Annotated in this window: 17 protein-coding genes and 1 tRNA gene; 13 read left to right on the forward strand and 5 right to left on the reverse strand. The window is 64.5% G+C overall.

Annotation, left to right across the window (positions count from 1 at the left end):
* Positions 1 to 17: 17 nt before the first annotated feature.
* From EOD43_RS16860 to EOD43_RS16870, 3 genes are read left to right on the forward strand one after another with little or no spacing between them, the layout of a single operon-like run.
* Entirely contained in the window at positions 18 to 245 is a 228-nt protein-coding gene (locus EOD43_RS16860) for an AbrB/MazE/SpoVT family DNA-binding domain-containing protein (RefSeq protein WP_127745195.1), read from the forward strand.
* Between the two features lie 4 nt (positions 246 to 249).
* Positions 250 to 639 (forward strand): type II toxin-antitoxin system death-on-curing family toxin, encoded by a 390-nt coding sequence (locus EOD43_RS16865; protein ID WP_127745196.1) that lies wholly within the window; start codon positions 250 to 252, stop codon positions 637 to 639.
* A gap of 60 nt (positions 640 to 699) precedes the next feature.
* Positions 700 to 1101 carry a DUF2314 domain-containing protein gene (locus EOD43_RS16870; RefSeq protein WP_127745197.1) on the forward strand — a complete coding sequence of 134 codons (402 nt, stop codon included), beginning with the start codon at positions 700 to 702 and terminating at the stop codon, positions 1099 to 1101.
* A gap of 96 nt (positions 1102 to 1197) precedes the next feature.
* Here the strand turns inward: EOD43_RS16870 and lepA are convergent, their stop codons facing one another.
* Positions 1198 to 2991, reverse strand: a complete 1794-nt coding sequence (lepA, locus tag EOD43_RS16875) for a translation elongation factor 4 (protein WP_127745198.1) — start codon at positions 2989 to 2991, stop codon at positions 1198 to 1200.
* 202 nt (positions 2992 to 3193) lie between these two features.
* Between lepA and EOD43_RS16880 the strand changes: the two genes are divergently transcribed.
* Positions 3194 to 3961, forward strand: coding sequence for a CsgG/HfaB family protein (locus tag EOD43_RS16880; RefSeq protein WP_127745199.1), 768 nt, complete (start codon positions 3194 to 3196; stop codon positions 3959 to 3961).
* A gap of 119 nt (positions 3962 to 4080) precedes the next feature.
* Here the strand turns inward: EOD43_RS16880 and EOD43_RS16885 are convergent, their stop codons facing one another.
* Both EOD43_RS16885 and pnuC read right to left on the reverse strand, forming a co-directional pair.
* Entirely contained in the window at positions 4081 to 4602 is a 522-nt protein-coding gene (locus tag EOD43_RS16885) for an AAA family ATPase (RefSeq protein ID WP_240653283.1), read from the reverse strand.
* Between the two features lie 29 nt (positions 4603 to 4631).
* Entirely contained in the window at positions 4632 to 5243 is a 612-nt protein-coding gene (gene pnuC, locus EOD43_RS16890; RefSeq protein ID WP_240653284.1) for a nicotinamide riboside transporter PnuC, read from the reverse strand.
* A gap of 33 nt (positions 5244 to 5276) precedes the next feature.
* On the opposite strand from pnuC, the gene EOD43_RS16895 reads away from it, so the two are divergent.
* The 3 genes from EOD43_RS16895 (at position 5277) to EOD43_RS16910 (ending at position 8832) form a co-directional block, all read left to right on the forward strand.
* Positions 5277 to 6683: a M20/M25/M40 family metallo-hydrolase gene (locus EOD43_RS16895; RefSeq protein ID WP_127745362.1), complete on the forward strand. Its 1407-nt coding sequence runs from the start codon at positions 5277 to 5279 to the stop codon at positions 6681 to 6683.
* 700 nt (positions 6684 to 7383) lie between these two features.
* Positions 7384 to 8640 carry an MFS transporter gene (locus EOD43_RS16905; protein ID WP_127745201.1) on the forward strand — a complete coding sequence of 419 codons (1257 nt, stop codon included), beginning with the start codon at positions 7384 to 7386 and terminating at the stop codon, positions 8638 to 8640.
* Between the two features lie 115 nt (positions 8641 to 8755).
* Positions 8756 to 8832, forward strand: a tRNA-Pro gene (locus tag EOD43_RS16910).
* A gap of 134 nt (positions 8833 to 8966) precedes the next feature.
* On the opposite strand, the gene EOD43_RS16915 is transcribed toward EOD43_RS16910, so the two are convergent.
* A complete protein-coding gene (locus tag EOD43_RS16915; protein WP_127745202.1) occupies positions 8967 to 9344 on the reverse strand; it encodes a response regulator in 378 nt (125 codons plus the stop codon).
* An 81-nt stretch (positions 9345 to 9425) separates the two neighbouring features.
* Positions 9426 to 13238 carry an autotransporter outer membrane beta-barrel domain-containing protein gene (locus EOD43_RS16920; RefSeq protein ID WP_127745203.1) on the reverse strand — a complete coding sequence of 1271 codons (3813 nt, stop codon included), beginning with the start codon at positions 13236 to 13238 and terminating at the stop codon, positions 9426 to 9428.
* Positions 13239 to 14222: 984 nt separating this feature from the next.
* Here EOD43_RS16920 and EOD43_RS16925 point away from each other — a divergent pair.
* The 6 genes from EOD43_RS16925 (at position 14223) to EOD43_RS16950 (ending at position 19556) form a co-directional block, all read left to right on the forward strand.
* Positions 14223 to 14882, forward strand: a complete 660-nt coding sequence (locus EOD43_RS16925; protein WP_127745204.1) for a hydrolase — start codon at positions 14223 to 14225, stop codon at positions 14880 to 14882.
* 81 nt (positions 14883 to 14963) lie between these two features.
* Entirely contained in the window at positions 14964 to 15179 is a 216-nt protein-coding gene (locus tag EOD43_RS16930) for a DUF1427 family protein (RefSeq protein WP_127745205.1), read from the forward strand.
* A gap of 2 nt (positions 15180 to 15181) precedes the next feature.
* Complete coding sequence (locus EOD43_RS16935) at positions 15182 to 17116, forward strand: amidohydrolase (protein ID WP_127745363.1); 1935 nt, start codon at positions 15182 to 15184, stop codon at positions 17114 to 17116.
* Positions 17117 to 17119: 3 nt separating this feature from the next.
* Positions 17120 to 17539 (forward strand): DoxX family protein, encoded by a 420-nt coding sequence (locus EOD43_RS16940; protein ID WP_127745206.1) that lies wholly within the window; start codon positions 17120 to 17122, stop codon positions 17537 to 17539.
* The gene (locus tag EOD43_RS16945; protein ID WP_127745207.1) at positions 17536 to 18216 is read left to right on the forward strand and encodes a YoaK family protein; all 681 of its coding nucleotides are present in this window, start codon (positions 17536 to 17538) and stop codon (positions 18214 to 18216) included. The genes EOD43_RS16940 and EOD43_RS16945 overlap by 4 nt, the downstream gene beginning before the upstream one ends.
* A complete protein-coding gene (locus tag EOD43_RS16950) occupies positions 18213 to 19556 on the forward strand; it encodes an alginate export family protein (RefSeq protein ID WP_127745208.1) in 1344 nt (447 codons plus the stop codon). The genes EOD43_RS16945 and EOD43_RS16950 overlap by 4 nt, the downstream gene beginning before the upstream one ends.
* Positions 19557 to 19562 lie beyond the last annotated feature (6 nt).

A 19562-nucleotide genomic window follows, 5' to 3' on the forward strand; every position in this document is an offset into this window, starting at 1 on the left:
GATGTTATAACGCGCGTATGAACATGAGCCTCAAGATCATCAAGGTCGGCAATTCCTCGGCGGTGATCCTGCCGAAGGAGCTGATGGCGCATCTCGACGTGGCGCCAGGGCAGAGCCTGTCGGTGTCGCGCACGCCGCGCGGGATCGAACTGAGCGCGCCTGACGAGGATTTCGAGGCGCAGATGGCGGCCGCGCGCGAGGTGATGGCGCGGCGTAAGCGCGCACTACGCGAACTCGCGAAATAAAGCCATGTCCCAGGATTGGGTCTGGATCGCGGCCGATGTGGCGCGCGCGGCGCATGCCGAGCAGCTTGCCGAACATGGCGGCGGTGAGGGCGGGCGCGATGATGGGCTGCTCGAAAGCGCGATGGCGCGTGCGCCTAATCTCGCGGCCTATGGCGATCCCGATGCGGCGGCGCTGGCGGCCGCTTATGCTTATGGCATCGCGCGCAACCACCCGTTCGTGGATGGGAACAAGCGGACCGCGGCGGTGGTCAGCGAAACCTTTCTCGTGCTGAACGGCTATGCGTTGACGGCAACCGATGCGGAATTGGTGGTCGCCTTCTTGGTGCTCGCTGCGGGTGAGTTGAGCGAGGAAGCGCTGGCGGACTGGTTCCGCGGGCATGTTGTTGCGGTGTAAATCACCCAAGGCTGATGGAAGTTAGTTCTACGGACCTTCCTGCCGCTATATCACGCCATCATGCGAAAGCCCGATTTCGACATCGACGGATGGTGCCTGGATGATGGCGAAGAATATCATAGAGCTGCACCGACCACATTCTGGATACCTGCGAGGGAAGTTCGGGAAACCCTGCAGCCGGGCGATTTCGCCAAGCTGATCTTCAGGATCTGCGTCGATGATCCAGAGGAGCCGGTTGCTGTCGAGCGTATGTGGGTGCTCGTCCGCGAACGTATCTCGGGTGGCTATCTCGGCATTCTGGACAATGATCCCGATGCCTTGGCCGAGAATGATGAGTTTTGGAGCGGCATCGAACTTCCGTTCGAACCGCATCACGTTATCAACGTGGAAGAGCGGGACGAAAGCTCGATCGCGCTCGCTGCTCAACAACCCAAACGACGCTGGCCGCAAGCGGAGCATTAGCCTTACTCTTCCGCACGCTGGGCGAGGCGTCGGAAAGAAGAAGCGGGACCCCGGGTCAAGCCCGGGGTGACGTGGTGGGGTGGGCGGTGCGTGGGCTTAGTTCTCATCCCCCATCCGCAGCGCCGCGATGAAGGCTTCCTGCGGGATGCTGACCGATCCGTATTCGCGCATCTTCGCCTTGCCCTTCTTCTGCTTGTCGAGGAGCTTGCGTTTGCGGCTGGCGTCGCCGCCATAGCATTTGGCGGTGACGTCCTTGCGCATCGCGCTGATCGTTTCGCGCGCGATCACCTTGCCGCCGATCGCGGCCTGGATCGGGATCTTGAACAGGTGGCGGGGGATGAGTTCCTTGAGCCGTTCGACCATGCCGCGCCCGCGCACTTCGGCGGTCGAGCGGTGGACGATCATGCTGAGCGCGTCGACGGGTTCTTCGTTGACGAGAATGCCCATCTTGACGAGGTCGCCCTCGCGATAGCCGATCTGTTCGTAATCGAAGCTGGCATAGCCCTTCGACAGCGATTTCAGGCGATCGTAGAAATCGAACACGACTTCGTTGAGCGGCAGTTCGTAGGTCGCCTGCGCGCGGCCGCCGACATAGGTGAGGTTCTTCTGGATGCCGCGACGATCCTGACACAGCTTGAGCACCGAACCCAGATATTCGTCGGGCACGTAGATGATCGCCTGAATCCACGGTTCGGCGATCGTCGCGATCTTGTTCGGTTCGGGCATGTCGGCGGGGTTGTGCAGCTCGACATGGCCGCCGCCGTGGGTCAGTTCGATCTGATAGACGACCGACGGCGCGGTGGTGATCAGGTCGAGATCATATTCGCGGATCAGCCGTTCCTGAATGATCTCCAGATGGAGGAGGCCCAGGAAGCCGCAGCGGAAGCCGAAGCCGAGCGCGGCGCTGGTCTCCATCTCGAAGCTGAACGACGCGTCGTTCAGGCGCAGCTTGGAGATGCTTTCGCGCAGCTTTTCGAAATCGGCGGCGTCGACCGGGAAGAGGCCGCAGAAGACGACCGGCTGGACTTCCTTGAAGCCCGGCAGCGGGGCGGCGGCGGGCTTCTTCGCATCGGTCAGCGTATCGCCGACGCGCGCCTGCGCGACTTCCTTGATCTGTGCGGTGATGAAGCCGATCTCGCCGGGGCCGAGATCGGGCAGATTTTCGATCTTGGGGGTGAAGGCGCCGACGCGGTCGATCAGGTGGGTGGTGCCGGTGGCCATGAACTTGACCTGCTGGCCCTTCCTGATCGTGCCGTCGATCACGCGGACGAGGATGACGACGCCCAGATAGGGATCGTACCAGCTGTCGACGAGCATCGCCTTCAACGGCGCATCGGGATCGCCCTTGGGCGCCGGGATGCGTTCGACCACCGCGTCGAGGATTTCCTCGATACCGATGCCGGACTTGGCGCTGGAGAGGACGGCGTTCGACGCGTCGAGGCCGATGATCTCCTCGATCTCCGCCTTCACCTTTTCGGGTTCGGCGGAGGGAAGATCGATCTTGTTGATGACGGGGATGATCTCATGATCATGCTCGATCGACTGATAGACGTTGGCGAGCGTCTGCGCCTCGACCCCCTGCGCCGCATCGACGACCAGCAGCGCGCCTTCGCAGGCGGCGAGGCTGCGCGACACTTCATAGGCGAAGTCGACGTGGCCCGGCGTGTCCATCAGGTTGAGGATGTGCCCCTTCCATTCCAGGCGCACGGTCTGCGCCTTGATGGTGATGCCGCGTTCCTTCTCGATATCCATATTGTCGAGAACCTGGGCGGACATCTCGCGATCGGAAAGGCCGCCGGTCCGCTGAATCAGGCGGTCGGCGAGCGTCGACTTGCCATGATCGATATGGGCGATGATCGAAAAATTGCGGATGCGGTCGATGGGGGTCACGGGGTTCTCTTAATCAGGATCGGGCGCGCGATAGCAGGCATGAGGCGCGGGTGCAAAAAGCTGGAACAAAAGCGACCGGGCTGTGCGCTATCTCACAGTCTGTAACGATTGCGATGAATAGAGCGGGTAGTCGAGACGATGATCTTGCACGGTCATCGCGGTGCGTTACCATCCATCCGAAAATCTGCAGGGGGTTCCCGACATGCGTAAGTTGATGACCGTCGTTTCTCTGTGCGCGCTCGGCGCGCTCGCCCAGCCGGCGTTCGCCGCCGACAGTTCGGGCCGCAAGCAGCAGACCAAGGGCACGCAGGAAATCCCGATCTGCACCAAGAAGCTGGGCACGATCGCGATCGTCGAGCCCGACAATCAGTGGTGGCGCGAGCTGAACGTCGGCAGCCCCGAGGCGATCATCAAGATCTTCGTCCAGAAGTCGGGCTGCTTCGGCCTGGTCAATCGCGGCGCCAGCATGGCCAGCCGCAACATGGAACGCGCGATGGCCGATGCGGGCGAACTGCAGGCCGGATCGAACCTGGGCAAGGGCCAGGTGAAGGCGGCGGATTATTTCCTGCAGCCGGACATCGTCAGCTCGAACAAGAATAGCGGCGGCGGCGGGCTGGGCGGCGTGCTCGGCGGCTTCGGCGGCGCGCTGGGCGCGTTCGGCGCGATCGCGGGCGGCATCAACGTCAAGAAGTCCGAAGCCAACGTCACCCTGTCGGTCGTCAATGCGCGCACCACCGAGGAAGAGGCGCTGGTCGAAGGCTATGCCCGCAAATCGGACCTGAGCTTCGGCGGCGGCGGTGGCGGCCTGTTCGGCGGCGGCACCTTCGCGGGCGTCGGTGGCGGCGGTTATCAGAACACCGCGATCGGCCAGGTGATCGTGCTCGCCTATCTCGACGCCTATACCAAGCTGGTCAGCCAGTTGGGCGGCCTGCCGACCAACGCGGCGGCAGCGGCCCCGGTCGCGAAGTAAGCCCTTCTCCCTCGTCATTGCGAGCGTAGCGAAGCAATCCATTCCGCAGTTCGGAGTGGATTGCCGCGTCGCCGCAAGCGGCTCCTCGCAATGACGAAGTTTGGGGAGAGGGCGCGCCCTTATCGCGCCGTGGGCATGATCCCGGCGGCGGTGAGCGCGGTCAGCGCGATATCGAAACGGTCCGCGGGCGGGCCATCGACCTTCATCCAGCGCACGCCGCGCCGATCGAGTTCGGCGACGCACAGATCGTAGAAACGCTGGCGTGCGCCATCGTCGCCATAGACGCGCACCTCATCCTGCACGAACGGCAGATCGATGCCGGGCACCAGATAGAGATCGGCCAGTTCCCAGTCGCGATCGAACCACGGATCGCGCTGCCCCAGCATCATATCGCACCACACCGACGTCATCAGCGGATCGGTATCCGTAAACATGATGCCGTTGCGCGCCTGCGGGATCATGGTGCGCATGACGGCGCGATGCCCCTCCGCAATGGCGATCATGTCCGCCATCGTCAGATCGGTGCCGTGTTCCTCGCAATAGGTACGGCCATATTCGGGAACCCAGACAGTACCGAAGCGACGCGCCAGCGCGGCCGCCAGCGTGGATTTTCCGGTACTTTCGGGTCCGTGCAGAGCCACGATAACGGGCTTGCCAACCCTTTCCAGCTTCACTTCGCCATGCTCCGACGCCAGCCCATCAGCCCCCAAACCGACAGCCCCAGGAACAGCACATAAAGTGCCGTCGTGACGTGCAGGTCCTTAACCCAATACATGCCGATCGAGGCGATATCCACCACGATCCACAAAATCCAGTTTTCCCAATAGCGTCGCGACAGTAATATCTGTGCAACGATGCTGGTCATCGCGATCGGCCCGTCGATCCACGGCAGCGCGGCATCGGTATAATGCGCCATCGCGCCGCTCCAGATCAGGGTCGCGGCCAACGTTACTACAAACCAGCCGAAACGCAGCCTTCCTGACATTGTTCGCGCCTGGACTTCACCTGTCTCGCCCTGAGCGCGACGCCACATGATCCAGCCGTAGATGTTGATAATGAAGAAAAAGATCTGCAGCAGCGCGTCGCTATACAGCTTCTCTTCGAAGAAGATCACGCCGTAGAGCGAGACCATCGCCAGCGCGAACGGATAATTCCAGACGCTCCGCCTGGCGACGAGCGCGACGTTGGCCACACCCAGCAACGCGGCGATTGTTTCGGCTGTGTTCACTGTGTTGCGATAGCAAGGCGGTGGACGGCGGGCCAGTGACTTCCTAGCCTGCATCCACACTCTTTTCGGAGACCCGCATTGAACCGGATGCTCGCCGCCGCCGTCGCGCTCGCCACTTCGCTCCCGTCGCTGGCCGTCGCGGCTCCGCCGACGCCAACACCGGGACAGGCGGCGTTCCGCGATCTCTACAGGGAGCTGGTGGAGACCGACACGTCGGTCGCGACCGGAAGCTGCACCGCGCTCGCCGAAAAGATCGCCGCGCGCTTCAAGGCGGCGGGTTTCGCCGACAGCCAGCTGACGCCGTTCACGGTGAAGGAGTTTCCGCTCGACGGCGGGCTGGTCGTCACCGTGCCGGGCAGTGCGAAGGGCGCGAAGCCGATGCTGCTGCTCGGCCATATCGACGTCGTGAATGCGCGGCGCGAGGATTGGCAGCGCGATCCGTACAAGTTCATCGAGGAGGGCGGCTATTTCTACGGCCGCGGATCATCCGACATGAAGGTGCTCGACGCGATCTGGATCGACACGCTGATCCGCTTCAAGGCGGAGGGCTTCGTTCCCAAGCGCACCATCAAGCTCGCGCTCACCTGCGGCGAGGAATCGGGGGCGCGGATGAACGGCGCGCAATGGCTGGCCGAGAATAAGCCCGATCTGATCGCCGCCGAGTATGCGCTCAACGAAGGCGGTGGCGGCGATACCGACGGCAAGGGCAAACTGATCAGCCAGACGATGCAGATCGGCGAGAAATCGAACCGCAGCTTCGAACTGATGACGACCAATCCGGGCGGGCACAGCTCGATCCCCGTCGACGACAATGCGATCTACCAGCTGGCCGACGCGGTGGAGAAGGTGCGCACGTTCAGGTTCCCGGTGCGCTTCAATGATACGACGCGCGCTTATTTCCGGAAGGCGGGGGCGCAGCGCGGCGACGATCTGGGCCGCGCGATGATCCGGCTGGCCGACAATCCGGCGGATAAGGATGCCGAGACGCTGGTGTCGTCCGACCGCAGCTTCAATTCGATGCTGCGCACCACCTGCGTCGCGACGATGCTCGAGGCCGGCCATGCGGTGAACGCGCTGCCGCAGCGGGCGAAGGCAGTGATCAACTGCCGCATCATTCCGGGCGAGGATCAGGATACGACCCGCGCCGCGCTGGCGCAGGCGATCGGCGATCCCAAGGTCGCGGTCACTCTGGTCGGCCGGCTGCGCCCGATCGCGGTGGTGCCGCCGCTCGACCTGAAGATCATGGCGCCGGCGGAAAAGCTGGTCGCCCAGTATTTTCCGGGCGTACCGCTGATCCCCACCATGTCGACCGGCGCGACCGACGCGACCTATCTGGCACCCGTGGGCATCCCGACCTACGGCGTGCCCGGCCCTTGGGGCGACCCCGATGGGAACGGCACCCACGGCCTGAACGAGCGTCATTCGGTGCAGTCGGCTTACGTTGCGCGCGATTTCCTGCACGATCTGGTGAAGGCGTATGCGAGCCAGATGTAGGGGCGGCTGACGCCGCACTTGCAGACATTGGCTCAGCAGCTCAATCTGCGCTGGTGAGCAGAAGGAACATCCAGCGTGAAGCGGCGCCTCAGATTGTAGCCGACGTTCGGATGTATGAAACGTCCGATGGTGGCAGGGCTACTCCTGCCCTTCCCGGTTGGGGTTGTCCTCTGATCGTGTCGAAAAGCCAACCGATATCGGGTTGGGACGCACTTCCACTGCTACGCGATGATCCGCTTCGACCCGGCGAAAGCCGACGTTTGGGATTTGTATTTTTGTCGCGGGACGAAGCCATAGCGGCCATCACGCGAGCGGGCCGCTTCTATCTTTGGGAAGGTCGGGTCATCGGAGAGGCGACGGTAGTGCCGAATGGCAGTTAATCACCCCATCTTGGACAAGCCTACGTCATCACCCCGGACTTGATCCGGGGTCCAGCTGCCTTGTCTGGTGCTGGAAGGGAAAGAAGAAGCTGGACCCCGGATCAAGTCCGGGGTGACGGTGGGGAGGGGGGCTGCCGCACCAAACTCGTCATTGCGAGCGTAGCGAAGCAATCCATTCCGCAGTTCGGAGTGGATTGCCGCGTCGCCTGCGCCTCATCGCAATGCCGAGGGGAGGGGGCCTCCCGCCTGATAAGCCGGGCTTGGGGAAGCGCAGAAAAGTTTGATTGGAGGCGGGCGGCGTTTCGCGCAATCAAGCGGACATGTTGCACCGCAAAGCTTCCGGCCAGAATTATGCCTTCGTCGTCGTTGGCGTCACCTTTTTCGCGCTGCTGATCGCGGCGGGGCTGCGATCCGCGCCGAGCGTGCTGTTGCGGCCGCTCGAACTCGGTTTCGGATGGGATCGCGCGACGACGAGCTTTGCGGCGGCGACCGGCATCTTCCTCTACGGTCTCGTTGGCCCCTTTGCGGGCGCGATGATGCAGAGCATCGGCATCCGCCGCACGATGCTGGGCGGGCTGACGCTGATGGCGGTGTCCGTGCTGGCCAGCCTGTGGATGCGCCAGCCGTGGCATTATGTGCTGCTGTGGGGCGTCGTATCGGGCGTGGGCAGCGGCGCGATTGCGGGCGTGCTGGGGGCGACGATCGTCAACCGCTGGTTCGCGACGCGGCGCGGGCTGATGATGGGCCTGCTGACCGCCAGCACGGCGACGGGATCGCTGATCTTCCTGCCCTTCATGGCGTGGCTGACGCGGACGGGGGCTTGGGAACCCGTGGCGTTGTTCGTCGGCATCGGCGCGGCGGCGATGATCCCGATCGTGTGGCTGCTGATGCCTGAGACGCCCGCATCGATCGGGGCGACCCGTTATGGCGCGGCGCCCGGCGAGGTGCCGCCGGCCGGCCCCGCACGCGGGATCGGCTTTGCGATCGAGGCGCTGGTGGATGCGAGCCGATCGTCGATGTTCTGGATGCTGTTCGGCACTTTCTTCGTGTGTGGGCTCACGACCAACGGCCTCGTCGGTACGCACCTGATCGCCTATTGCGGCGACAATGGCATTCCGGCGGTGCAGGCGGCGGGGCTGCTGTCGCTGATGGGGCTGTTCGACCTGATCGGGACGACGGCATCGGGCTGGCTCACCGATCGCTATGATCCGCGCAAATTGCTGTTCGCTTATTATGCCTTTCGCGGGCTTTCGCTGATCGTGCTGCCCTTCCTCGATTTCAGCGCGACGGGGCTGATCGTGTTCGCGGTGATCTATGGGCTCGACTGGATCGCGACGGTGCCGCCGACGGTGGCGCTGGCCAACAAGCATTTCGGCGAGGCGCGCGGGCCGATCATCTTCGGCTGGGCGCTGACCGGGCATCAGATGGGTGCGGCGGTGGCGGCGTTCGGCGCGGGCCTGATCCGCAGCGAGACGGGCAGTTACCAGTCCGCCTTCATCCTGGCGGGCGCATTCGGGGTGCTGGCCGCCTTCGCCGCGATCGGCTTTGCGCGCCGTTCGGAACCGCTTGTTGCTTAGGGTGAAAATTTCCCGCTCGAATCCCTTGCGCAACCCGAAAGTCGCTCTTATAGCGCCACGACCTAGCGCGAACCGGTCGGCTCCCGAGGCCCACTGACAAGACCGGTTGCTCCGTCGGGGAGTAGCTCAGCCTGGTAGAGCACTGTCTTCGGGAGGCAGGGGCCGGAGGTTCGAATCCTCTCTCCCCGACCATTTTTTGACGCCGCTACGATATCGAACAGATCATCGCCGAAAGGCGAGGCCGATGGGCAGCGCAATCATCCCGTCAGGGCAGAACGCGCGCTAAGAATGTTCGTCGTTCAGGATGGTGGCCGCAATCCGGCCGATTATCTCGCCCGGAGCGGAAATGGCCTTCTGCACGGCGCTGTCTGATCGATCGCCTGTTCCAGCAGGCCCAATGTGCACGGCTTGCGCAGCACCACCCAGCCATCGTCGAACTGCGAAAGCTCGGTATCGCCGGTGAAGCAGATGATGCGGATGCCGGGGATGATGCGCTGCGCCGACCGGGCGATTTCGCGCCCGTCCACGCCGCCGCCCAGATGGACGTCGGTGATCAGCAGGTCGATCGGGGCGGGCGAGGTGCGGAGCAGATCGAGCGCGTGATCGGGGTGCAGCGACGGCAGCACGTCGTGCCCGAGTTCTTCGAGCAGCGCCGTGGTGATGTCCACGATCAACGAATTGTCGTCCAGGCAGACGATACGCATCACGCGCTCCGTATCGGGAGTTGCCTTTGCGCGAGGCGATCGCCCCTGCGGCCTTGCGGTGCAGGGGCGATCAGGTTCGGATCAGAAGGCAAGCGAGAGACCGCCGGCGACACGATCGGTCTTGAAGCTGCGACCATGATCGGTCCGCTCGTAGCTGACCTGCGCGGTGATGCGTTCGCCCAGCGCGGTGCGGATCGCGGCGCCATAGTTGAAGCCGTTGCGGTCCATGCCCACGCCCTGCACCTGCCACGAGGCGGCGCCCAGATGGACGGTGCGCTGCGCCAACGGCAGATCGCCGATATGGTGCAGCCAGTTGCCCGACAGCGACAGCAGCGCCGGCCCGATGCCGTACTGCGCCTGCGCGCCCAGCCGCGCCTCTGCGGTGCGCCAGGTGTCGCGATCGACCAGCAGCCCGTAAGCGGGCGTCGCGGCCCGTTCGCCGACGCGGCCCATCGACGTGTTGCTATAGTCGACGCCCGCCGTGCCCCAGAGCGAGAGGCCGTCGCGGCCGACGATCCGGTAGCGGCCGTCGATGCTCATCATCACGCTGGAATTAAGCTTGTTCGACGTCGCTGTGGCGGGGGCGCCGATCGTGTCGATCGTCCGCCGCGTCTTCACGCTGGCGAGCGAGACGCCCAGAACGCCGGTCAACTGCGCCGCATCGCTCGGGCGGAAGAAGCCGTACACATAGCCGGCGCCGACGTTCGATCGCGCCGATGCGCCGATGTCGGTGCTCACCTTGTTGCGCACATAGCTGCCCGCCAGCCCGATCCAGCCCTTGTCGCCCGCGGCGAGCGACACGCCCATTGCGAAGCCGTTGTTCGTGCTGCGATAGCCGCCGGCATTGGCGTCGCCCGGATGCTTGCTGGTGTAGCGGATATACTGGCCCCACATGCGGCCATGTTCCGGAGCCTGCGCGCCGAAGCCGCCGAACCCGTCGCCCGCGGCTTCGCGGACGACCTGGAAGCCGGCGCGCGACACGCCGATGCTCGCCTGTAGCGCCTGGGCGTGGATCTCGCCCGAAATCTGCTGGACGCTGCGGTTCAGGCCGTTCGCGTCGAGGCCGTAGAGGCCGGCGAAGACGGGCGCGAGCGGGCCGGTGAGGTTCGCCGCATCGGGGCGGACCGTATCGAGCGCGGCCGCGGCGTTGCGCGCATTGCGCACCCAGCCGCCACTGTTCGCCAGTGTTGCGAAGCTGGCCGGTGTGACGACGAGCTGCACGCTGTTGGGCGTGTAGCGGACGTCGAAGCGGGTGTTGGCGGACATGCCCGACGTCGGCTGAACGATCGACTGGAAATTGCCGCTGACGGTGTCGGCGGTGACGATGGTGAAGACATCGCCCAGGACCGGCGTGAAGCTGTTGTTGGCCGCGCCCGAAATCCCGCGCAGGACGGGGGCGATCGTGCCGTTGCCGACGAAGGCACCGGTCACGACGACACGGTCATAGCTGCCCGCGCCGCCGGCCACGGCATAGGTGCGTCCGTCGACCTCGCTGAGCAGGATCGAGCCGGTGTTGAGCGTCAGATTGCCGGCGACGGTGAGGGTGCCTGGCGAATTACCCGGCGCCAGGATGCCGGTGCTGTTCACCGTGGTGGTGCAGACGGTGCCGTTGCCGCTGAGGATCGCATTGCCGCCGACGGTGATGCCGCTGCAGGCCGAAAGGCCGCCGGCCAGCGTGGGGGAACCGACGACGAGGTTGGTCCCGCCGGTCAGCGAGACCGCGCCGGTGAAGCCACCGCTCGCGCCCGCCAGCGCCACCGTATTGCCGCCGGTGATCGTAAGCGCGCCGCTGCCGGCCAGGCCGCCGCCCAGCATGACGACGTTGTTGCGGGTATCGATGACGTTGTTCGATCCGGCGGCGGTGATCGCCGTGCCGGTGCCCAGTGCGGCCGTCGTGGTGAGCGTGCCGCCGTTCAGGGTGAGGCCGCCCGAGCCGAGCGCGTTGGTGCCAGCGACCGACAGGGTGGTGCTACCGGTCAGCGTGACCATGCCGCTGTTATTGCTGGCGCCGGTGACGTTGACGACGTTGCCGCCGAGGATGGTGAGGTCGCCGGTGCCGGTGAGGCCGCCGCCGAGGCCCAGCACGTTGTTGCCGGTGTCGATGACGTTGCTTGCGCCGGTCAGCGTGATCGCAGCGCCGGTGTCGAGCGCTGCTGTCGTCGTTAGCGTGCCGCCATTGAGGGTGAGGCCGCCCGATCCGAGCGAGTTGGTGCCTGCTACCGACAGGGTGGTTCCGCCGGTGAGCGTGACCATACCGCTGTTGTTGCTGGCGCCGGTGACGTTGACGATGTTGCCGCCGATGATGGTCACGTTGCCGGTGCCGGTGAGGCCGCCGCCCAGGCCGAGCGCGTTGTTGCCAGTGTCGATGATGTTGCTCGTGCCGGTGACGGTGATCGCAGCGCTGGTGTCGAGTGCCGCCGTCGTCGTTAGCGTGCCGCCATTGAGGGTGAGGCCGCCCGATCCGAGCGAGTTGGTGCTTGCGACCGACAGGGTGGTGCCGCCGATCAGCGTGACCATGCCGCTATTGGTGCTGGCGCCGGTGACGTTGACGATGTTGCCGCCGGTGATGGTCACATTGCCGGTGCCGGAGAGGCCGCCGCCAAGGCCCAGCGTGTTATTGCCGGTGTCGATGACGTTGCTCGTGCCGGTGACGGTGATCGCGGCGCTGGTGTCGAGCGCGGCCGTTGTGGTCAGTGTGCCGCCATTGAGGGTGAGGCCACCGGACCCAAGCGAATTGGTGCCCGCGACCGACAGGGTGGTGCCGCCGGTCAGGGTGACCATACCGCTATTGTTGCTCGTGCCGGTGACGTTGACGACATTACCGCCGGTGATGGTCAGGTCGCCGGTGCCGGTGAGGCCGCCGCCCAGGCCCAGCGCGTTGTTGCCGGTGTCGATGACGTTGCCCGCGCCTGCCAGAGTGATCGCCGCGTTGGTGTCGAGGGCGGCAGTCGTGGTCAGCGTGCCACTGTCAAGCGTGACGCCGCCGGTGCCGAGCGAGTTCGTGCCGGCGACGGAGAGCGTCGAGCCGCCGTTCAAGGTGGTGCTGCCGCTGAAGCTGTTGTCGCCGGTCAGCGACAGGGTGTTCCCGCCCGTAACGATCAGGCCGCCATTGCCGGTCGCGTCAGGCCGATCGGTGAGATCGCCGCTGATGGCAAAATTGCCCTGCGCGGTGTCGATCGTGCCGCCATTGTCGGAAATCGCGATATCCGCGGTGACTTCGCCATCCATTTCCAGCGTGCCGCCATCCAGATAGGCGCCGCTGGGCAGGCTCGATCCCGGCGTCGGGGTGGTGACGGCGGGGTCGACGGGATCGGGCAGGTCACCCGGATCCGCCGTGAAGTTGCCGGCGCCGCTCGCGTAGAAAGTGAGCGGAAGATTCAGCGGAGAATTGGGCGAATAGGTCGAAATGACCAGGGTGATGGGCTGATTGCTGGTCAGCAGCGCCTCGACCTGCGGGCAATAGGATTCCTGACCACCGCAGAGGGGCGTCCCGAGCGTCGGAAAAGTCTGATGATCTTCGGGATCCGTATCATCGTTACCGATGATGGCGTTTAAGCCTGGCCGGGTCGGATCAAAGATGCCCTGGTAAAGGATCATCACGGTGTCCACCGGCGCGGATGTCTGGTTGAAGGTGTAGCGGGCAGTTTCGGCCGGATTGAAGAAAATCGCCGCATAATTGAAAACGTTGCTGCCCACCGTGAGCGTGGACGGGTTGCTCAGCACAGAGGTGCTCAAGTTGGTTGTGCTCAAGCTCCAGGTGCCGACCGTCGAATTGGACGAGTCCAGCGTGAACGTCGGCAGAGATTGCGCCTGAACGACAACGGGGGTTGCTGCGATACCGACGCATGCCGCGCCTGAGAGGAGGGCAAGGCGTAGCAGCATGGACTTCGTCATTGGGCGCACTCCGAAATTATAAAATTGGCAAATATCGCCAAAGAAATTTCAAATATTCGGAGAGATTCTTCGCCAAAATATAAGGCGAACGGCAGCGTGGCGCGCGAGCGCACCTCGGCTGGAATTGGCACGTCAAATCCCCCGGCTGCGCCCAAGGAGCCCCCGAGAGTGCAAGCGAATCGCCGTCTAACGAATTGAATTGCATGCGTAAAGTTTTAAGGCATTTACGAAATCGATTTCGTAAGAGGAAAATTGGGTCGCCAGATCGATCGAATTCGATCGTTGCGCGCCGTGATGTAGAGCGGAATTTATCTGTTCAGATAATCTATTATAAAACCGACATTTCATTGGAAAGTTGGTTTATATATTTATTTCTAATGCGGAATAATGAGGTTATTCTTATATAATGGAAGTTACATTAAAATAATAACCATTCCATCGACAGTGTTTTTGTGTTTATCCGAATTTGATGTGGCGGCTGACGCAATATGGCGTGAGCCGGGAACGCGATGGGCGGAGCATCGCCAAGGTGCCGGATGGCTTTAGTTGGGCACTTAACAATGCGCGCCTGGGCTCGCGTCGCAGATCTTCCGAACATCGCCTGCATCGATCGCATTTGCGCGGGTGGTGCTAAGTTTATGGAAGAACAATCGAATTTCCGAAGGGTGCAGGTGCTTCCTGGGCGAAAGTGAATAAACGTGAATTGGCGGATATCCGCCTCTTCCGGGCATTTTTATGCGATAAAATCCTGATTTCACGAAGGATTTGGGTGCGCGCCTCTGCGTGCGCGCGCATCTCGCTTCACTTGCGGGGCGAGATTGCAGCGCAAACAGGCGCGGCGGAAGGCATTGAGCGACAAAACATTTCAATTGTATAGAATGATCAGAACGATTTTATCGGGCTGCATAGAAAAATCCGATCCCTCTAGACCGCTTCTCAGCCGGAACGATCCGGCGACGGACACCAGCAAAAAGGGATTAGATCATGACCATCACCGCCACGCCGACCCCCGGCAAGACCCTGCTCTCGCCGACCGACCACGCCCTGATCCTCATCGATTTCCAGTCGCAGATGGCGTTCGCCACCAAGTCGATTTCGCCCGAAATGCTCCGCAACAATGCCGCTTTGGTCGCCAATGCCGCCGCCGGCTTCAACGTCCCCACCATCCTGACCACGGTCGCCGAAAAGAGCTTTTCCGGCCCGATGTTCTCGGAAATCACCGATCCCTTCCCCGGCCAGAAGCTGCTCGACCGCACGTCGATGAACACCTGGGAAGACGCCGCCGTGATCGACGAGGTCAACCGCATCGGCAAGCAGCGCCTGGTCTTCGCGGGCCTGTGGACTTCGGTCTGCATCGTCGGCCCCGCGCTGTCGGCGATCGAGCAGGGCTTCGAAGTCTATGTGATCACCGACGCCAGCGGCGACATTTCGGACGAGGCGCATGAGCGCGCGGTGCAGCGCATGGTGCAGGCGGGCGTCCGCCCGATCACCTCGCTCCAATACCTCCTCGAAATGCAGCGCGATTGGGCGCGGACCGAAACCTATGACATGACCACCGGCATCGCGAAGAAGTGGGGCGGCGCCTATGGCATCGGCATCACCTACGCCAAGTCGATGTTCGGCGCTTCCGAAGGCGGTCACTGATCGCAAGGGCGGAGGCCGGTTCCCCTTCCGGCCTCCGCCAACCTTCGCCCTGCATTCCCGCGACGAAGGGATCCCACCCCCATGAAACCCTATCTGCTTTCGGCGGGTGCCGGCCTGATCGTCGGTATCGCCTATAGCCTGATGGGCGTGCGTTCCCCCGCGCCGCCCGTCATCGCGCTGATCGGCCTGCTCGGCATCCTGCTGGGCGAACAGATCATGCCGATGGCCAAGAGCCTGCTGGCACATCATTCTGCCACCGAACCAACCATCATCGATCCCAAGGAGCCGCGCCCGTGACGATGACCTCCCTGACCCGCCGCCAGGCGATGACCGGCGCTGCGACCGCCGCCTTCGCCACCCCCATCCTTGCCGCCACCCGGAGACCGCCCGTGGACATGATCGTCACCAACGCCCGGATCACCACCCTCGATCGCGCCAACCCCAATGCGCAGGCGGTCGCGATCCGCGACGGCAAGTTCCTGGCGGTGGGATCGGAACAGGAGGTTCGCGCCGCCGCCGGCCCGAACGCGCAGGTGATCGACGCCAAGGGCCGCCGCCTGATCCCCGGCCTGATCGACAGCCACATCCACGTTATCCGCGGCGGGCTGAACTATAATATGGAGCTGCGCTGGGAAGGCGTGCCGACTTTGGCCGACGCGATGGCGATGCTGAAGAAGCAGGCCGAAAACACTCCGCCGCCGCAATGGGTGCGCGTCGTCGGCGGCTTCACCGAACATCAGTTCGCGGAGAAGCGCCTGCCGACGATCGACGAGATCAACGCCGCCGCGCCCGAAACGCCGGTGTTCATCCTCCACCTCTACGATCGCGCCTTGCTCAACGCCGCGGCGTTGCGCGCGGTGGGCTATACGAAGGACACGCCGAACCCGCCGGGCGGGGAGATCGTGCGCGACGCGGCCGGCAATCCGACCGGGCTGCTGCTGGCCCAGCCCAATGCGACGATCCTCTACGCGACCCTCGCCAAGGGGCCGAAGCTGCCCGAGGATTATCAGCTCAATTCGACCAAGCATTTCATGCGCGAATTGAACTCGCTCGGCGTCACCAGCGTGATCGATGCGGGCGGCGGCTATCAGAATTATCCGGATGATTATCAGATCATCGAGAAGCTGCATCAGGACGGCGATCTGACCCTGCGCATCGCCTACAACCTCTTCACGCAGAAGCCGAAGGAGGAGCTGAAGGACTTCGCGACCTGGTCGACCAAGGTGAAGCCGGGCGACGGCGACGACACCTATCGCCACAATGGCGCGGGCGAGATGCTCGTCTATTCGGCGGCGGATTTCGAGGATTTCCGCGTCGCGCGGCCCGATATGCCGGCGAATATGGAAGGCGATCTGGAGCCCGTCGTCCGCCTGCTGGCCGAGCGGCGCTGGCCGTGGCGGCTGCACGCCACCTATGACGAGACGATCGGCCGCGCGCTCGACGTGTTCGAAAAGGTCAATCGCGACGTACCGTTGCAGGGCCTGAACTGGTTCTTCGACCATGCCGAGACGATCAGCGAGCGGAACATCGATCGGATTGCAGCCCTTGGCGGCGGTATCGCCGTCCAGCATCGCATGGCGTTCCAGGGCGAATATTTCGTCGAGCGTTACGGCGCGAAGGCGGCCGAACGGACCCCGCCGATCAAGCGAATGATGGCGGCGGGCATTCCGGTGGGCGCGGGCACCGACGCGACCCGCGTCGCGAGCTACAATCCGTGGGTGTCGCTCAGCTGGCTCGTCACGTCGAAGACGGTCGGTGGCCTGCGCCTCTATCCGGTCGCCAACCGGCTCGACCGCGAAACCGCGCTGCGGTTGTGGACCGAGGCGAACACCTGGTTTTCCAACGAACAGGGCAAGAAGGGGCAGATCAAGGCAGGCCAGCTCGCCGATCTCGCGATCCTGTCCGACGATTATTTCAGCGTGCCCGAGGATGAGATCGTCCACCTGCGGTCTGTGCTGACCATGCTGGGCGGCAAGGTGGTGCATGGGGAGGGGGATTTCGGCCCGCTCGCCCCCGCTCTGCCCCAGGCGATGCCGACCTGGTCCCCGGTCGCGACCTTCGGCGGCCATTGGCGGCGCGATGGCGCTGCGCAGAAGATGGCGGCGGCCTGCGGCTGCGCATCGTCGTGCAACGTCCACGGCCACGATCATGCCGCTGCATTGGGCGCCAATGTTCCCGCCGCCGACGTCCAGAGCTTCTGGGGCGTCATGGGCTGCGGCTGCTGGGCGGTCTGATCGATGCGCACCACACCCCGCCCCATCGCCGCGCTGCTCGATGCGCGCGGCTTCGGTATCCTCGCCCGCGGCGTCCTGACGCTGCCTTACTGGTCCAGCGGCTTCGCCAAACTGACCGACCTCGACGGCGCCTTTGCGGAAGCGGCCCATTTCGGGCTGGAGCCGGCCGGGCTGGTGGTCGCGGCCACCATCTTCGTCCAGGTCGGCGCATCGGTGCTGCTGATCCTCGGTCGGTTCGGCTGGCTGGCGGCGGGCGCGCTGGGCGTCTTCACCGCGATGGCGACGATGATCGGCCATCCCTTTTGGGAGATTGCCGATCCGGTCGCGCGCTTCCACGATCGCAACAGCTTCCTTGAGCATGTCGGGCTGATCGGCGGCTTCATGCTCGCGGCGATCCTGACCGAGCGGGAGGTGGCACGATGACCGCGCCCGCGTCCAAAACCGAAGGACTGGTGCCGCTGATGCTCGCGCTGTCGGCGACGACGGGGCTGATCGACGCGGTCAGCGTGATCGGCCTCGGCAAGGTCTTCACCGCCAACATGACCGGGAACATCGCGTTCCTGGGCTTTGCGGCGGCGGGGACGCCGGGTTTCTATTTCGCGCCGATGCTGACCGCACTGGGGTTGTTCCTGGTGGGCGCGGCGATCGGCGGGCGGAGCGCGCGGATGCATCAGGATCGGCCGCTCGCCCGCTGGCTGCTGGTATCGGCGACGATCGAGGCGATCCTGCTGATCGCGGCGGCGGGCTTCGCGATCGGCTATGACATTGCCAGCCTGTCGCCGCGCCCGAACCTCTACGCGATCATCGGCCTGACCGCGCTTGCAATGGGCTATCGCAACGCGACGGTGCGCAGCCTCAAGGTGCCCGATCTGACGACGACGGTGTTGACGCTGACCCTGACCGGTCTGGCGGCGGACAGCGCGGCGGGCGCGGGCGGCAACGCCAATTGGGGGCGCCGTATCCTGGCGGTGGTAATGATCTTCGCAGGCGCTGCCGTCGGCGCTTTCCTGCTGCTGCACTGGGGGCTGGCGATCCCGCTGCTGGTCGCCGCCGCGATCATCTTCGTCAGCTCGGCTTTGTGCGCGGTGCGCGTCAAATGATCCGCCGGCTGCTCCCCCTACTGTCGCTGATCCCCGCCGCCGCGCAGGCGGGGGCGCCGGCTCAGCTCAACTGGCGCTATGACGAGGATTGGTCGCAGGCGCGCGATGCCGGCGCCAAGCACGTCGCGATCGATGCCGACGATACCAGCTGGATCAGCCTGGGTGTCGAGGCGCGGGCGCGGCAGGAAAGCTTCAGCGGCAATTACTGGGGTTCGGCCCCGGCGCCCGACGATGGCTATTTGTGGCTGCGCCTGATGCCGCATGCCGACGTCCATGTCGGCGCGGCGCGGGTGTTCGTGCAGGCGATTGCGGGCGAGGCGCGCGGCGTGAGGCCCGCGGCGGGGCCGGCGGACGAGACGGGTGTCGATCTGCTCCAGGGCTTCGGCGATATCGCGCTGCCGCTGGGCGATCATGCGACGCTGACGCTGCGTGCGGGCCGCGAACTGATGCCGCTCGGCTCCGAACGGCTGGTCGGCATACGCTACGGCCCCAATATCCCGCAGCCGTTCGACGGCGTCCGCGCGATCCTGTCGACGGGTGCGGTCCGGATCGACGCCTTTCACATGCGCCCAGTCGCGGTCGGCCCCGGCGATTTCGACGACCGCACGTCGGACACCAAAAGGCTCGACGGCATCTACACGACCTTCGCGATCGCGGACGGCGTGAAGGTCGACGCTTATTGGCTCGATTATCGCAACGAGACGGCGACGTTCGAACAGGGCCGCGGTGACGAGCGCCGGCAGACCTATGGCGCCCGCGCTTATGGCCAACGCGGCGCGCTGTCGTGGAATTGGGAGGCGATGCTCCAGCGCGGCCATTTCGGCGGGGCGACGATCCGCGCGTGGTCGATCGCGACCGAGACGGGCTACGCGTTCGATGCGCTGCCGCTGAAGCCGCAGCTGCGCCTGCGCGCGAACGTGGCGAGCGGCGACAGGAACCCTGCCGACAACCGCCTCGGATCGTTCAACGCCCTGTTTCCCAAGGGCAAATATTTCGGGGAGCTTTCGCCGATCGGCCCGATCAATATCATGAACCTGCACCCCAGCGTCGATCTCGATCTTGGCCGGGGTTTCGGTCTGGGCGTCGCGGGCATCGCCTATTGGCGGCAGAGCAAGGGCGACGGCATTTACGATGTCCCCGGCCAGCTTGTCCGCCGGGGCGATGCGTCCGACCGGCGCTTTATCGGCACGCAGGGCGAAGTGCTGCTCAGCTGGCAGGCAACGCCGACCCTGTCCTACGCGGTCTCCTATTCGATCTTCCACCCCGGCGGCTTCGTGCGCGACAGCGGGCCGGCGCGCGACATCCACATGCTCGGGGTGGAAGCGATGTTCAGAGTGTGACCAAGG

Origin of the sequence: Sphingomonas crocodyli (assembly GCF_004005865.1) — a bacterium.
Lineage (GTDB): Bacteria > Pseudomonadota > Alphaproteobacteria > Sphingomonadales > Sphingomonadaceae > Rhizorhabdus > Rhizorhabdus crocodyli.

What these genes read in the sequence shown, in the direction of transcription:
- EOD43_RS16860 (WP_127745195.1), top strand. Translation starts at nt 18, where the DNA reads ATGAACATGAGCCTCAAGATCATCAAGGTCGGCAATTCCTCGGCGGTG.
- EOD43_RS16865 (WP_127745196.1), top strand. Translation starts at nt 250, where the DNA reads ATGTCCCAGGATTGGGTCTGGATCGCGGCCGATGTGGCGCGCGCGGCG.
- EOD43_RS16870 (WP_127745197.1), top strand. Translation starts at nt 700, where the DNA reads ATGCGAAAGCCCGATTTCGACATCGACGGATGGTGCCTGGATGATGGC.
- EOD43_RS16880 (WP_127745199.1), top strand. Translation starts at nt 3,194, where the DNA reads ATGCGTAAGTTGATGACCGTCGTTTCTCTGTGCGCGCTCGGCGCGCTC.
- pnuC (WP_240653284.1), bottom strand. Translation starts at nt 5,243, where the DNA reads ATGCAGGCTAGGAAGTCACTGGCCCGCCGTCCACCGCCTTGCTATCGC.
- EOD43_RS16895 (WP_127745362.1), top strand. Translation starts at nt 5,277, where the DNA reads ATGCTCGCCGCCGCCGTCGCGCTCGCCACTTCGCTCCCGTCGCTGGCC.
- EOD43_RS16905 (WP_127745201.1), top strand. Translation starts at nt 7,384, where the DNA reads ATGTTGCACCGCAAAGCTTCCGGCCAGAATTATGCCTTCGTCGTCGTT.
- EOD43_RS16915 (WP_127745202.1), bottom strand. Translation starts at nt 9,344, where the DNA reads ATGCGTATCGTCTGCCTGGACGACAATTCGTTGATCGTGGACATCACC.
- EOD43_RS16920 (WP_127745203.1), bottom strand. Translation starts at nt 13,238, where the DNA reads ATGACGAAGTCCATGCTGCTACGCCTTGCCCTCCTCTCAGGCGCGGCA.
- EOD43_RS16925 (WP_127745204.1), top strand. Translation starts at nt 14,223, where the DNA reads ATGACCATCACCGCCACGCCGACCCCCGGCAAGACCCTGCTCTCGCCG.
- EOD43_RS16930 (WP_127745205.1), top strand. Translation starts at nt 14,964, where the DNA reads ATGAAACCCTATCTGCTTTCGGCGGGTGCCGGCCTGATCGTCGGTATC.
- EOD43_RS16935 (WP_127745363.1), top strand. Translation starts at nt 15,182, where the DNA reads ATGACCTCCCTGACCCGCCGCCAGGCGATGACCGGCGCTGCGACCGCC.
- EOD43_RS16940 (WP_127745206.1), top strand. Translation starts at nt 17,120, where the DNA reads ATGCGCACCACACCCCGCCCCATCGCCGCGCTGCTCGATGCGCGCGGC.
- EOD43_RS16945 (WP_127745207.1), top strand. Translation starts at nt 17,536, where the DNA reads ATGACCGCGCCCGCGTCCAAAACCGAAGGACTGGTGCCGCTGATGCTC.
- EOD43_RS16950 (WP_127745208.1), top strand. Translation starts at nt 18,213, where the DNA reads ATGATCCGCCGGCTGCTCCCCCTACTGTCGCTGATCCCCGCCGCCGCG.